The 14379-nt window shown below is 39.4% G+C and carries 14 protein-coding genes and 3 pseudogenes; 4 read left to right on the top strand and 13 right to left on the bottom strand.

Annotation, left to right across the window (positions count from 1 at the left end; all coding sequences use genetic code 11):
• Positions 1-37: 37 nt before the first annotated feature.
• From AC4CUX_RS15520 to AC4CUX_RS15490, 7 genes are all read right to left on the bottom strand, one after another.
• A complete protein-coding gene (locus tag AC4CUX_RS15520) occupies positions 38-631 on the bottom strand; it encodes a uracil-DNA glycosylase family protein (RefSeq protein ID WP_005399523.1) in 594 nt (197 codons plus the stop codon).
• Positions 632-661: 30 nt separating this feature from the next.
• Positions 662-1372 (bottom strand): SGNH/GDSL hydrolase family protein, encoded by a 711-nt coding sequence (locus AC4CUX_RS15515; RefSeq protein WP_039889631.1) that lies wholly within the window; start codon positions 1370-1372, stop codon positions 662-664.
• A 178-nt stretch (positions 1373-1550) separates the two neighbouring features.
• A complete protein-coding gene (locus AC4CUX_RS15510; RefSeq protein ID WP_005399525.1) occupies positions 1551-1874 on the bottom strand; it encodes a pyrimidine/purine nucleoside phosphorylase in 324 nt (107 codons plus the stop codon).
• Between the two features lie 151 nt (positions 1875-2025).
• Complete coding sequence (locus tag AC4CUX_RS15505; RefSeq protein WP_005399526.1) at positions 2026-2769, bottom strand: SDR family oxidoreductase; 744 nt, start codon at positions 2767-2769, stop codon at positions 2026-2028.
• Positions 2770-2784: 15 nt separating this feature from the next.
• Complete coding sequence (locus AC4CUX_RS15500) at positions 2785-3483, bottom strand: histidine phosphatase family protein (protein WP_078425610.1); 699 nt, start codon at positions 3481-3483, stop codon at positions 2785-2787.
• Positions 3480-4601 (bottom strand): phosphotransferase family protein, encoded by a 1122-nt coding sequence (locus tag AC4CUX_RS15495; RefSeq protein WP_279692694.1) that lies wholly within the window; start codon positions 4599-4601, stop codon positions 3480-3482. Before AC4CUX_RS15495 ends, AC4CUX_RS15500 begins: the two co-directional genes overlap by 4 nt.
• 96 nt (positions 4602-4697) lie before the next feature.
• The gene (locus AC4CUX_RS15490; protein ID WP_279692696.1) at positions 4698-5939 is read right to left on the bottom strand and encodes an acyl-CoA dehydrogenase family protein; all 1242 of its coding nucleotides are present in this window, start codon (positions 5937-5939) and stop codon (positions 4698-4700) included.
• Between the two features lie 94 nt (positions 5940-6033).
• Between AC4CUX_RS15490 and AC4CUX_RS15485 the strand changes: the two genes are divergently transcribed.
• Entirely contained in the window at positions 6034-6951 is a 918-nt protein-coding gene (locus AC4CUX_RS15485; RefSeq protein ID WP_279692698.1) for a LysR family transcriptional regulator, read from the top strand.
• A gap of 298 nt (positions 6952-7249) precedes the next feature.
• On the opposite strand, the gene AC4CUX_RS15480 is transcribed toward AC4CUX_RS15485, so the two are convergent.
• Positions 7250-7852 (bottom strand): hypothetical protein, encoded by a 603-nt coding sequence (locus AC4CUX_RS15480; RefSeq protein WP_279692702.1) that lies wholly within the window; start codon positions 7850-7852, stop codon positions 7250-7252.
• A 124-nt stretch (positions 7853-7976) separates the two neighbouring features.
• Here AC4CUX_RS15480 and AC4CUX_RS15475 point away from each other — a divergent pair, with 124 nt between their 5' ends.
• Both AC4CUX_RS15475 and AC4CUX_RS15470 read left to right on the top strand, forming a co-directional pair.
• Positions 7977-8909, top strand: coding sequence for an IS5-like element ISAba12 family transposase (locus tag AC4CUX_RS15475; RefSeq protein ID WP_053579251.1), 933 nt, complete (start codon positions 7977-7979; stop codon positions 8907-8909).
• Positions 8910-8962: 53 nt separating this feature from the next.
• Positions 8963-9298 (top strand): annotated as a pseudogene (locus tag AC4CUX_RS15470) (thermonuclease family protein); the annotation flags it as partial.
• 63 nt (positions 9299-9361) lie between these two features.
• Here AC4CUX_RS15470 and AC4CUX_RS15465 read toward each other — a convergent pair.
• Positions 9362-9688, bottom strand: a pseudogene (locus tag AC4CUX_RS15465) (nitroreductase family protein); the annotation flags it as partial.
• Positions 9689-9712: 24 nt separating this feature from the next.
• Between AC4CUX_RS15465 and AC4CUX_RS15460 the strand changes: the two are divergent.
• Positions 9713-10535 (top strand): IS5 family transposase gene (locus AC4CUX_RS15460; RefSeq protein WP_104794718.1). Its coding sequence is split into 2 segments (ribosomal slippage): positions 9713-10093 and positions 10095-10535, totalling 822 coding nucleotides; the frame shifts between segments, so codons are not numbered across the junction.
• Here AC4CUX_RS15460 and AC4CUX_RS15455 read toward each other — a convergent pair.
• From AC4CUX_RS15455 to AC4CUX_RS15440, 4 genes and pseudogenes are all read right to left on the bottom strand, one after another.
• Positions 10512-10850, bottom strand: a pseudogene (locus AC4CUX_RS15455) (nitroreductase family protein); the annotation flags it as partial. The gene AC4CUX_RS15460 and the pseudogene AC4CUX_RS15455 sit on opposite strands and share 24 nt — an antisense overlap.
• 186 nt (positions 10851-11036) lie before the next feature.
• Positions 11037-11528 (bottom strand): hypothetical protein, encoded by a 492-nt coding sequence (locus tag AC4CUX_RS15450; RefSeq protein WP_010326627.1) that lies wholly within the window; start codon positions 11526-11528, stop codon positions 11037-11039.
• A gap of 107 nt (positions 11529-11635) precedes the next feature.
• Positions 11636-13030: a class II fumarate hydratase gene (gene fumC / locus AC4CUX_RS15445; RefSeq protein ID WP_004979849.1), complete on the bottom strand. Its 1395-nt coding sequence runs from the start codon at positions 13028-13030 to the stop codon at positions 11636-11638.
• 111 nt (positions 13031-13141) lie between these two features.
• Positions 13142-14149, bottom strand: a complete 1008-nt coding sequence (locus AC4CUX_RS15440) for an NAD-dependent epimerase/dehydratase family protein (protein WP_279692152.1) — start codon at positions 14147-14149, stop codon at positions 13142-13144.
• Between the last annotated feature and the right edge of the window lie 230 nt (positions 14150-14379).

Raw genomic sequence — 14379 nt, 5'->3', positions numbered from 1 at the left:
TGGAATATTCAGTCATGTGGATAATCCAAATAGTTACCTAAAGTAAGCCTATTTCAGAAAATAAGTTGTAATAAGCCTCGGCTTTTTTCTCTAAAGCCAAAGGATAGGCACGAGAAGAAGATGGCATCCGATAAAGCCTCAGATCTCGCCCAGCAAAATGTGTCTCGGACTTCATGCCAATTTGTGGTTTTAACGTACCTGTGGGCATAGACAGCATGAGCGTATCAGTAGCTTTATCGCCAGTGGTCATCACACTATGACATTCGGGCATTTTTTCAAGTAAATGTTGCACATTGGTTGGGTTAATAATGTGCAAAAACTTATCTGAAGCATTGCCTTTTTGGCGAATCACTTCATAGGCCGTATCAAAAATCGCAATGCCCCGTTCATTTAAAAATGTACGGATCTGTTGTTCTTTAAATGTCTTCTGTTCGATATTGAGAAAATAATTTTTATCTTGGAAAAAACACAGGCCAAATATTTTCCACATATCATTTTGAAAATTTGGATAGTAAAAGTCCATTTTCCAGCGGGTCTTGGGCGGCGGAAAGCTGCCCAGCATCAATAATTTGGCATTAGCTGGGAGGAACGGTTTAAGTGGATGTTTTTCAATTTCAACTGAATGTGTCATAAGCTATAGAAAATTTGTCTTTATTGCATTTTAAAAAGATTGGCGTATTTTTTCAGCCACTTGTTTACCCCAATACTGATAAATTTCTTTGCTGGGGTGGAAACCGTCTTTGGCCATAGCTAAGTTTAAAGCTAAAAACTTCTTTAGATCGTACTCTATCCACTCCATCTGTTTTTGCTGTGCGACAAATTGGCCTAATTCTAAGTTCATCGCTTTGGCATATTGACCAAACAACCATGCAAGTGGGTTTGGAAGTGCAGGAAACTGATCCATCGGAGGTACACCAGATGCAATCGTTAATTGTGGACTAAACTTATGTTTGAGTATTTGATAAAGCTGCTTCTGTTTTGCGATCCAAGCCTGCGGCGAAGTGAATTTTGTAATGTCATTTACGCCCACAGAAGTAATGATGACATCAAAATGCTGTGTCTCAAACGTTTGGATGGACTGAATGACCTGATCTGTGGTGAATCCCGTCGTTGCGTGTAAATAAAATTGAATACTAAACTCAGATGACAGTTCTTTTAAAATTGAACCCAATAAGGCATCATCTTGAACATTTACACCGACGCCCGCTGCTGCTGAATCCCCCAAAATGAGCAAGGAAAGCGACTTACCCACGCCTTTTTGTCCAATGCGCTCTCCTTCGGGTTCAGCCAATCTTGGTGTATTTTTTTTGACGGCATAACCTTGAAAAAGAATGACTGGAATCAAAGCCAGCGTATAAATTTTTAATCGCATATTCAGTGACTGGGTCTAAGCTAACTGAGAGATGAAAATAGTATACGTTGAATTGCACCGATACACAGACTTAAATATTTTTCAGAAATATTGCTGCAAAGTAAATAACATAACATCTATTAAATCAATAACTTATAAGACTTAATATTATTCTAACAATTTGAGTCTTTGTCTTCGGCTATTTTTCTAAGTGACAAATATAATCTACAACTTCACTTGCCATCATACTAAAGCGGCTGTTGGCAGGAACATCAAAACTTTCACCTGCACAATACAGAGTCATTTCAGTCTGTAGCCCAATTTTAACTTGGCATTGACCTGAAACAATTTCAATATGCTCCGCAACATGCGTTTCAAACGTCAGCGGTTGATCTGTAGGCAAAATAACCCCAAGGGTCTTTTGTGAACCATCTTCACATTGAATGACATGACTGATTGAGCGCCCACCAAAATGAACATTGGGCTTTTTTCTGACTGAAACAAAGTCGAATTGTGTGGACATCTTGATCACCTTTTTCTTCAATGCTACCTCGATTTTATGACCAACTCATGAATGCACTCAAATGATCATTTGGAAATAGCAACATATGTTTAGAAGGTACTCGCATAGTTAAAAATAAAAAGGCTGATTTACAGCCTTTTTATTTCAATCATTAACCCAGTTTATTAACCAATTTCAGCGGTAAAATTTTCATTGCTAAACCTAGTGGTAGCCATGGCCATTTAGGAACATAGGCTTTTACAGGGGCTTTTTCAATTTCTGCTGCCAACAGTCGTGAACCTGTTTTTTCATCGACTTCAAAAGGTAGTGGTTTTGCACCCTCATTGATTTCTGTACGAATATATCCAGGAAAAATAGTCGTAACTTTAATTGGGGTATTGAGCAGTTCTGCACGAATGCCTTCAGCCAAATGTGCAACACCTGCTTTACTTGCACCGTACGCTGTCAAATGTTTTGGCATACCGCGGACTGCACTCATAGAAGAGATAACAACCAAATGTCCTGCATTTTGCTCACGGAAAATTTCGACTGCAGCTTCACACTGTGCTAGAGCTGAAATAAAGTTGGTTTCAACCGTGGCTTTATTAATCGCAAAACTGCCTTTGCCAATTCGACGCCCATCTCCAATTCCAGCATTCACAATTACACGGTCTAAATGACCAAACTCTTGTTTAAATGCACGAAAAACTTCAAACACTTGATCGTAATTGGTCACATCTAAAACTTTAGGAATGACTTTTATCCCGTACTTGCTCTCAAGTTCCTGTTTTAGGCTTTCAAGGCGATCTAAGCGTCGTGCACAAATTGCCAAGTTATAACCTTTTTGTGCAAATTCGCGTGCCATACCTGCACCAATACCAGAACTTGCCCCTGTAATTAAAATTGTTTTAGCCATGTCTTAATCCTGTCCTTAGATCCATGTCAGTAAGTTTGAGTTTTCGGCTTTAATAAAATGATGTTCATTGAGACTTAAAAGCTGCGGTTCATTGCCCACCAGTCGTAATGTGGTCATGCTGCTGTTGGCAATAGCCCAATTTAGCGCAAAGGTTTTATTTGGACTTAAACCTAAGAGTTTGCCTGCTACCACTGAAATTACACCGCCTGAAGTAAACACCACAGCATAGCGCGGTTTGCTTTGAGCCAGTTCATCACACAAATCTTGTAAAGCGACTTCAATTCGACTTTTAAACTCAGGCCATGATTCATCGTATTCATGGTGATAGTCTCCACCTGTCCAGCGTTCAATTGCCCCTTCAAATATCTTGGCCAAATAAGCACGTGGGTTCGACTCTTTAGCCACATCGGCTTTTAGTAAATGTGGCTCGTTAAAACGTGGTTCATAATGAGCAAAGACTTGCTGATGATTGAACTCATTCCATGCAGAATTGGTCAAAACATCCACCTCAGGAAAGCACTCAGCCAAAGAAATACATGCCGTTTGTTGATGTCGCTGCATAGAGCCTGAAACCACCACGGGTGCTTCTTTTAAGATCTGGTCAAAATATTGACCTAAAATTTTGGCTTGGAGTTCACCATTGGGAGAGAGTTGATCATAACTTTCTGCACCAAAAGATGCTTGCCCGTGGCGAATGAAATAAATAGTGGTCATTTGCCTAATATTTCCTTCATTTTAACAATGTATTTTTGAGCGACTTCATTGGCTTCAATTTTCTGTAAACCAATCAATTTAAGTGCGCGAATATGGAGAGCATGAATTAAAATCCAAAAATCTTTGAAGGCAGGGTTATTGGTCTGTTTGTGGTGATAGCGATAATAAATTTGCTGGGCAATCACGGCTAAACGGAAAATACCAAAGACTTCATAAAAGGTCCAATTTTCTACTTCTAAACCTGTTTTTTCTAAATAATAATCGACCACTTCTTTACGTGTGAACATGCCTTTAAGATTTGTCGGTTGACGACGTGTGGCTTTAAAAAGTGCACTATCCGACTCTTCAACCCAATATGCCAAGGCCGAACCTAAGTCCATAAGTGGATCACCAAGCGTTGCCATTTCCCAATCCAAGACACCAATAATTTGTGTCGGATGATTCGGATCTAAAATAATATTATCAAAACGCCAATCGTTATGAATTACGCAGGTTTTTGAGTCTGCTGGAATATTATCCTTCAGCCACTTTCGCACATATTTAAATGAAGGGACGTTAATGGTTTTGGCTTTTTCAAAACGAGCGTCCCAACCTTCCACTTGACGACGACAGTAACCATCACCTTTACCAAGGTTCTCAAGTTCTGTGCCTTGGTATGGGACTTGATGAAGTTCGATCAGTTTATCAATCACATTGATACACAACTCACGAACTTGGGCTTCTTTAAAATCTAGATCTCTCGGTAAATTGGCACGTGGAATAATGCCTTCTACACGTTTCATCACGTAGAAGTCACAGCCAAGAACAGATTCGTCCTGACACAATGCAACCATTTCGGGAAGTACAGGATAAAAAGAGGTTAAATTCTTTTGCACATGATATTCACGTGCCATGTCATGTGCAGATTTAGCTTTGGTACCTTTGGGTGGGCGGCGTAGAATTAGATCGACATTGTCGTATTTCAATCTATACGTCCAGTTAGATGCACCGCCTGAGTATTGCGTGACTTCAACCTGCCCTTGTAGATCGACACCTTGTGCTTTGAGCCAGTTTTCTACGGCTACAGCATCCAGTTCTTCACCCGCCCGAACTGTTCCACCTACATCAATCGCTGACATTCTTTTTTCCCAAACTATCAATCTTTTCTTTATAACTTAGAAGATCATCTATTCTTATTTCAACACGATGAATTAAAGAGATGATCTTCTCCTCTATTATTTTTTACGACGCGTACTATAGCCGCGTTTTGCCAGTTCTAGTTTTGCAATCATGCCTTTATGGACTTCATCTGGCCCATCAGCCAATCGCAGTGAACGTGCTTGAGCGAAGAAACCTGTCAAAGGCGTATCACGCGACACACCTGCTCCGCCGTGAATTTGAATCGCCATATCGACCACTTTTTCAAGCACACTTGGCGCAACGACTTTAATGGCAGAGATTTCAGTTAACGCTGCCATATTCCCTAAAGTATCCATTTTATACGCAGCATACAAGGTTAATAAACGTGCTTGATCAATTGCAACACGTGCATCAGCCACGCGCTCTAGGTTCCCACCTAATTTTAAAATTTCTTTGCCAAATGCAGTACGACTCATACCACGATCGATCATCAACTCTAAAGATTTTTCCGCAGCACCAATGCAGCGCATACAGTGATGAATACGACCCGGGCCTAAACGACCTTGGGCAATTTCAAAACCTTGACCTGCACCACCAATAAAGTTGGAAACAGGAACACGAACATTACTAAAGCTAATTTCACCGTGACCATGGGGTGCATCGTAGTCACCAAAGACTGGTAACATCCGTTCAATTTTAACTCCAGCCGTTTCAACAGGCACTAAAACCATCGAGTGTTGATGGTGGCGATCTTTGGTTTCATCTGGTGTATGCGCCATAAAAATAATTATTTTGGCATTGGGGTCACCTAAGCCTGAAGACCACCATTTACGGCCATTTAACACAATTTCATCGCCTTCGATCACGGCTGTTGCTTGCATATTGGTCGCATCGGATGAAGCAACAGCTGGTTCTGTCATACAGAAAACAGAGCGAATTTTTCCATCCAAAAGCTGCGTAAGCCACTCTTGCTTTTGAGCTTCAGAGCCATAACGCCACAATACCTCCATGTTGCCAGTGTCAGGAGCATTACAGTTAAACACGGTCGGCGCAAGGAGACTACGACCTGTGAGTTCTGCAATATGAGCGTAGTCTTGAACCGATAGACCTTGGCCCAATTCAGGACAAGGCAAAAACATATTCCATAAACCCGCAGCTTTTGCTTTGGCTTTGAGTGTTTCAAGTTGTGTAGGCCACTGCCATTTGGTCCAGTCGCCACCTTGGTTCAGTTCATGTACCTCATGCCAAAAGTCAGTTTCGATCGGCTCAATTTCGTTTTGAATAAATTGTTTGGTACGTTCTACATAATCTTGAGCACGTGCTGAGAGTTCAAACATGGCTACTTCCTTCGATCTATTTTGATATTTTCGCTTTACATCAACATAACCTAAAAACTAATATGAACAAAATGATTTTATTTTATAGATCAGCATGAACGATATTCATAGTAAATCACCCATTGATATGGGGCTTTTTCATCGCATCGATATCAATTTATACCCGCTTTTTATTGCGATTTATGAGCAAAAAAGTATTTCAAAAGCAGCTCAAATCTTGTCGATTACGCAGTCTGCTGCCAGTCATGCTTTGCAGCGTCTACGTAGCCATTTAAAGGATGATTTATTTGTTCGCTCTGGCAGCCAAATGCTTCCAACACCTTTTGCAGAACAAAATTACCTAATTATTAAAAATGCTTTAATTGCAATTCAAAGTATTTTCATGCAGCAGCAAAGCTTCGACCCGAACATGGTTCAAAGCCTAAAAATTGCGATTCATGATGAAATCGAACCAATTGTTTTCCCAAAGTTAGTTGCTCACTTTCAGAAACTTGGACTAAGTATTCAGTTCATGAGTAGTAAGCTGGACCGTAAAACAGTAGATGCTGATTTAGTTTCTCAACAAATTGATTTTGTGATTGATTTGGAACAAAACTTTGGCGATAAAATTCAATTTGAGAGCTTGGTCAAAGACCAGTTTGTGGCTTGTACTCAGCTCCAGCAAATCAATGCTGAATTGTATTTGGCTGCACCGCATATTGGTGTATCTTCGCGGCGTACTGGTGTTTTAGTTGAAGATGTTCATTTAAATCGTAAGCAACTGTCTAGGCAGGTTTTTTTGCGTTGTCAGCACTATTCCACTGCGCTACAAATTCTAGAGCAATATCCCAATGCAATTTTAACGATTCCTCAAAATATTTTGAGCCATTTGCATGTTTCCCCTCTGCTGAATATTTTTGATGTTCCTGTGAAACTGCCGCAGATGAATATTGGAATTTATTGGCATAAAAATTTAATGGAAAATAAAAGACACCATTTTTTAAGGAGCGAAATTTATAAAATTTTTGCTTAGGCTATTTTATAAAATTTAAAAAAAATCGAAGTTCTAACTTAGTTCCTGTATTGACTGTCATTTGGAACCTCTAAACAACCAACGCACCAGTCTTACAAATTACTCCTTGTTTTTTCTAATTCTGTATCTTTGTTATATACACCATAACCATTTGTAGGAACACTCAATTTGAAAGTAAACAATAAGCATCTCATCTTAAGATGCTTAAAATATGGAATAAATGTTAATTTCTTAATAGCACCTATAAGGAATTAAAGCCGTTTAGAACTTAGCGACCGTACCAAGAGTTTATTCTTTTTTACATAGCTAACGGTAAATCTTCTTGTTTAGCTCGTTCAAATGCATCAAAAAATTCTTCGTGTTGTACTTCCCTATTTACCACAGCGCATACTGCTTTATCTTCTGCAGTTTTTTGATCTACCTCTTCGCCCTTTCCACTACGACGGGACTCATATACCGTTCTTTGACGGAAATAACTAAAAGGTTCAGCATTACTCATAAAACCGTACTTAGAGTCATGAATATAGTTTTGATAAAAGCTCATAATTTCTGGTGTTGATTCTTTATGCCAACTCGCGAACTCCCAATCTTCTACGTCTAAGAAAAACTCATATGCTTTTGAAACAGGTGACAATATTCTAAAAATATTTATTCCACCAGATTTATTAGGTGCTGTTAGGTTTTGTAATTTTTCTAAGCGGCTGATTTCAGTTGCCATATCTGATGGGCCGATCGGTAATATTTCACGAAATTTATTATCTTTACGTACATTTTGACTGACAGAGGCTGTCTTGCTTCTCGCCAATGTTCCATACGCACTATAATAAACTTTCATAGCGGCAGCAATTTGATCTTGAACTTTTCCTGTAGATGGTATTAGTGCTTTTACTGCATCATACAAACGCTGTGTTTCGTTTTGAATTTCAAACTGTTCAGTAAATAATGCCCCATATTTTTCTTTTAATTGGTTAGGCTTTGTTGCACAAACCTATCTGTAAAGGGTTTTTCAGCGATATAATTTTCAAATGAAGAAGCCTACACACAAAATCTACCGCACAACCAATTGGCCCGCATATAACCGAGCACTCATGAGTCGCGGAAATATTGCCATTTGGTTTGATCCTGCTACGCAATGGTATGCGCCATCAAAAGGCAAACAAGGGCGAAATCAAACCTACTCCGACGCAGCCATCCAATGCTGCTTAATGATTAAATCCTTATTCCGTCTGTCTTTACGTATGGTCACTGGCTTTGTGCAAAGTCTGATTAAACTTTGCGGATTAAATTGGATAGCTCCAGATTACACCACGCTTTGTAGAAGACAAAAGCATATTGATATTGTAATCAGCTACCAAAAAAGTAGCGATGGGCTGCATCTACTCATGGACTCTACAGGCATGAAGTTTCTAGGTGAGGGCGAATGGAAACGCAAGAAACATGGACCTGAATATCGTCGCCAATGGCGTAAACTTCATATTGGTATAGATGCTAAAACCCTACAAATACGAGCAGTTCAGCTTACAACCAATAATGTCAGTGATTCACAGGTGCTTGGTGATTTACTTAATCAGATTCCACAAGATGAGCGGATTGACTCTGTTTATACCGATGGAGCTTATGACACCAAGCAATGCCGTCAGGTCATTGCAGATCGGCAAGCGCATGCGGTGATTCCACCTAGAAAAAATGCGAAACCATGGAAAGATACAAAGAGTAGCTCGCTAGAGCGAAATGAATTACTTCGAACAATTAAACGTTTAGGCAGGACACTATGGAAAAAATGGTCAGGCTATCATCGGCGAAGTTTGGTTGAAACTAAGATGCATTGCATCAAATTATTAGGAGATAAACTCAGTGCAAGGAGTTTTGATAGCCAAGTGAATGAGATCCATGCACGTGTAGCAGTCCTTAACAGATTTACGGAATTAGGTCGACCACTTACCCAAGTTACGCCTTAAATTTGGCTCAATTAGGGGCGCTTTGCATTTCAAATCTTTGTGCAACAAAGCCCTTTGCGTATATTGATGCGCCTGAGTCCACTCAAAGCTATGGGCCTGAGTCCAAACGCTTAATCAAAAAAATGGTTTATCGGAAAGTGGTTCGTGTTCGCATTACAGACATTGACCGTTATGGTCGTTGTGTAGGTGAAATCTATCGTTTTCGGAGAAGTATGAATGAAGAAATGGTCAAACGTGGTGCAGCATGGGTCTATGAGGACTATATTAAGGATAAAAAGCATTTGAAACATATGAATGCTTTACAAAGTCATGCGAAAAAGCACAAGAAAGGTTTATGGCGCGGCACACGCCCTATTCGCCCGAGTGACTACCGCAAACTGAAGAAGTAGCCGATCTGTAAAAACTCAGCCTAAAAAAAGCCGCTCCATCGTGTAGAGTGGCTTTTTCATTAATTATTTGAAGACTTTAAAGCGTACAGCATCATCCACAAAGCCTTTTTCTTTAGCTTCGCCCTCAACTGAACCAAAGACCAGTTGTGCTCGCAGTTTCCAACTTGCAGGCACATCCCACTAAGCATGGACTTCTTCATCTACAATTGGATTGTAATGCTGTAAAGATGCACCTAAACCTAAGGTATGTAATGCAGTCCAAGTTGCAAACTGCGCTATTGCAGTTGAATGCTCTGCCCATACTGGGAAATTTTCAGCATAAGATGGAAATTGCTCTTGTAAGTCCTGAATTACATCTAAATCTTCAAAAAATAGACCTCTTGCGAAAGTAAAAACTACCTCAATATAGATTTCATGAAATATCAGAAATTAAACCGTTTTTCAGATTCTGAATTCCAGCGCTTGGTTGGCGTACCTCGACCAGTTTTTAGTGAAATGGTCGAAGTTTTAAAAGAAGCAGAATCACTTAAAAAGAAATCTGGGCGTCCTCATACTTTAGCTATAGAGGATCAATTGTTATTAACACTCAATTACTTACGGAATTACAGCACTCAATTGGAATTGGCTGCAAATTACCATATCGCTGAAAGTAATGTGAATCGAACTATTAAAAAGGTTGAAGATGCATTAATGAAATCAAGACGTTTTACCCTGCCAAAACGAAGCATTACCACAGCAGACGAACAATTTAACTGGGTAATTATTGATGCGACAGAATGTTCAATAGAACGCCCGAAAAAAAAATCAGAGTAAGTTTTACAGTGGTAAAAAGAAGAAACATACGTTAAAAGCCCAAGTGATCTATCATCCGAAGAGCAAACAAATCATAGGAGTAGATATATCGTTTGGCAGTCAGCATGATATTAAATTGGCAAGAAAAACAGTTAAGAAATTCAAACATTGTGACTATGTTATGACCGATTTAGGGTACTATGGGTTAGAGCAAGATGGCTTTAAATTATTGATGCCAATAAAGAAAAAGAAGAATTTACCCTTATTTGATGCTGAGAAAAATTACAATAAAATGATTGGAAAAATACGAGTTGTAATCGAACATATTAATAGTCAATTGAAAAGATTTAGAATACTAAGTGAACGCTATCGAAATAGACGAAAAAGATTCGGTTTACGCATTAACTTAATCGCTGCACTGGTAAACCGGATGAACTTGCAATAACGACTTTCGCAAGAGGTCTAATAAAACAGTTCCCACACCTGCTGAAAAACTGGTCATTTTTGCCGTTGTTTTAGCCGTGCTTTCTTCATCTTTAGCATAAGACTTCAGTTTTTCAGCCACAAAAGTCCAAAACTTTTCATGTTCCGTATTAAATAAAATTACCGCCCGAGATGACTGTGAATTGAACGATGATGGGCTTTGTTTAATGGCAGTTTGAATCAAATCAGTTAAAAATTCAGGGCTGTGCTCGACCTTTTTACCAATAGCATAAATGGTACGACGCTTTGTGATTAAGTCGATGAACTGATTTGACATATTATAAAATCCTTACGGTTATACTGTGAATGATGACGCAATGTATCAAGCAATATTAATTCCAACATTTGACCAAATAATAAAATTTAGTGCTTTAGATGCAGTTTAAATACTTTCTTGTGCTCGCAAATACATAGTTTTGCTATCGATATAAAAAATCCTCCATTTGGAGGATTTTTGAATGACTTAAAATTTGGCTTCTAAGACTTGAGTGGAAATTTTATTTTTCCATAAGTCACGAAGAACGGGTAAATAGAACTTTTCACCCAGTTCAACCAATTCTGCATCGATCAATGCATGAATCTCATGCATAAATAAATAATCGAGTTCAACTGTTTTCAACTGTTGCTGTGCTTTTGCAAAGTCTTTGCGCTTTTGTTGTGCACGTTTCACTAGAGCATCGGCAAAATCTTTATCTTTAAACTGTTTGATCGCGTTTAAGCGTAATTCAATAACGCCCCAACCACTCAACAACAGTTTGAAAAGTTCAAAGTCAGTCGTGGTTGATTCCCATGTCATTTCTTCAAGATTTTCATTTTCAGGTAGAACAGGAAGTAATAACTCCATAACACTTGGGAAAATCTTTTTGAAATTTAAAACAAATTTAACAGGATGTTCACCCGGATAATCGTTAAATTGCACGTTTTTCTGAACATCTGTCAAATAAATATCAAGCATGGTAACTCATCAGCAGTTTATCTTTAGTCGACCATTGTACCGACTTCGCCCAAAGATAAAAACCGCTGGTGTTCATTTGCTCTTTAGTTGAGCATCTGGACCAAGGGCTATTTTACATTTGGTGAAATCATTTGCTCTGGACGTACTACTTCATCAAACTGCTCAGCCGTGACTAAGTTCAATTCTACGGCCACCTGTTTTAACGTTTTCCCTTCTTTATAGGCTGTTTTGGCAACTTTCGCTGCATTTTCATAGCCAATCACTGGGTTTAAAGCCGTAACTAACATCAATGAGTCATGTAAGAAGTGGTCAATTTTTTCACGGTTTGGCTCAATACCCACGGCACAGTGATCATTAAAACTATTACATGCGTCACCCAAAAGCTGAATCGACTGCAACAAATTAAACGCAATCACTGGCATGAATACATTCAGTTCAAAGTTACCCGATGCACCCGCAACATTAATCGTGGTGTCATTGCCTAAGACTTGCGCCACCACCATGGTCATCGCTTCACTTTGAGTCGGATTCACTTTCCCCGGCATAATACTTGAGCCTGGTTCATTTTCTGGAATACGTAACTCGCCAAAACCACAACGTGGGCCACTTGCCAACCAGCGAATGTCATTGGCAATTTTGTTCAAGCTTACCGCAAGCGTTTTTAATGCACCTGAGGCAAACACTGCTGCATCACGCCCAGCCAATGCTTCAAATTTATTTGGTGCCGTCACAAAAGGCAGTCCTGTCAACTGTGCCAGTTGCTCCGCTGATTTTTCTGCATAATCAGGATGAGCATTCAACCCTGTACCTACAGCAGTTCCACCTAAAGGTAGTTCATACAAACCTGAAAGTGCTTGTTGTAAACGCTTTAAGCCGTGATCGAGCTGAGAAACATACCCGCTAAATTCTTGGCCTAAGGTTAAGGGTGTCGCATCTTGTAAATGAGTTCGGCCAATTTTGACGATGTCAGCAAATGCTTGAGACTTTGCCTCTAAAGTATCTCGAAGCTGTGTCACCGCAGGAATCAGTAATTCATTGATCTGAATACTTGCTGCGACATGAATCGCCGTTGGGAAGGAGTCATTGGTCGACTGAGCACGGTTCACGTGATCGTTCGGGTGTACAGGTTTTTGTGCACCTAAGGGATTGCCAAGTTTCTGATTGGCGATATTGGCAATCACTTCATTACAGTTCATGTTGCTTTGTGTGCCTGAACCAGTTTGCCATACCACCAAAGGAAACTGACTATCCCACTGCCCTGCAATCACTTCATCCGCAGCACCGACGATGTATTGCGCCAATTCTTGTGGAATTTGGTTGAGCTCAGCATTGGTCAATGCTGCTGCTTTTTTCACTAAGCCCATGGCACGAATCATTGGACGTGGTAGACGTTCACTACCAATTTTAAAGTTTTGCAAACTACGCTGAGTTTGAGCACCCCAAAGTGCTTCACTCGGTACTTCAACTTCGCCCATCGTGTCATGTTCAATACGTGTTTGCATTTTAACCTCTTCCTTTTTAAGTGAATTGCAAAATGATTATTTTGCGCTTGTTTTCCTTATCTTAATGATTAAGCAAAAATATATAAATGATAATTGTTATCATTAAATTAATTAACGACCATCTAGACTTTGTCGGTAGAAACGCCATCCATCTTCAAGGGTTTGTTCTAAACTGCGCTTCGCTTGCCAGTGTAAAACGTTTTTCGCTTTACTACACTCGGCTGCGACCTGATCTAATTCCACGATGTTCGAATCCTTCACATCGACTGTAGCAATATCACTTTGCGTCACATTTTCAACTTTTTCAACCAACTGCTGTATCGACACACTTTGACCTGCAATATTAAAAGCATCACAAGCAAACTGTTGAGTACTTAACCATTGTAACGAAGCAGCAATCGCATCACAGGCATCGAGTATATGTAAAAAACTACGCTCTACGGTATGATCTGTGGTTTGTGCACTTTTTCTAAGTTCAATATGATCACGCTGTTTTGCAGCGACTTGCATCAACAGTGGGATAATATTTTTCGGTAAAGGCGGAAACAATTCTCCGAGCATCGCATTTTCAAATGCACCAGCAACATTGCCCATTCTTAAAATTGCAATTTTCCATTCATTATCCGTTTTTGCTGTATCTCGAATAATTTCTTCGACCATTTGCTGCGACTTGATATACGGGTTTGGATAGCCGAAATTCAGCTCCAAATCTTCTTCTAAATGTAGGCTGGATTCACCATAGACCGCAAGACTGGAAAGATGAACCAAAGTGCGTACACCTGTGCGCTGCATGGCACGCAGTAAACTCATGATACAACTGACATTGTCATTATAGTATTCCAAAGGCTTCAGTACAGATTCTTCAAGCGATTTAAAACTTGCAGCATGCACTACCGCATCGATGGAATACTGCTCAAAAACTTTGTTTAAGGCAGGGGTATTTCGTATATCAATTTTGACAAAAGGCACGTACATGCCACTAATAAATTCTAATCGTTCAAGAGTTTGTAAGTTCGCATTGGATAAATTGTCTACAATAATGACCTCTTGCCCATGCACCATAAAGCTCAAAGCAATATGAGAGCCTATAAAGCCTAAACCACCAGTCACTAAAATCATTGTATACATACTCCTTATAATAATCAGCAAGTTGCGATTTATTGGTGTATTTTTGGTGTTTCAAATGACTTATCCACAGATATTTAACGCAAAAAACCGACTCAAAATTCTCTTGAGTCGGTCAATCTGCAAGAGCACTATATCATCATTTTAAAGGTTCGGAATATTGCATGTGTTACAGTTATAGCTATGTACTGTATCTCGTTTATGAAAAGAAAAAAATTAGTGAA

This window comes from Acinetobacter sp. 231_lipA (assembly GCF_058243005.1).
Note: the sequence above shows the minus strand (reverse complement) of the source record. Positions and strands in the feature narration are given on the sequence as shown.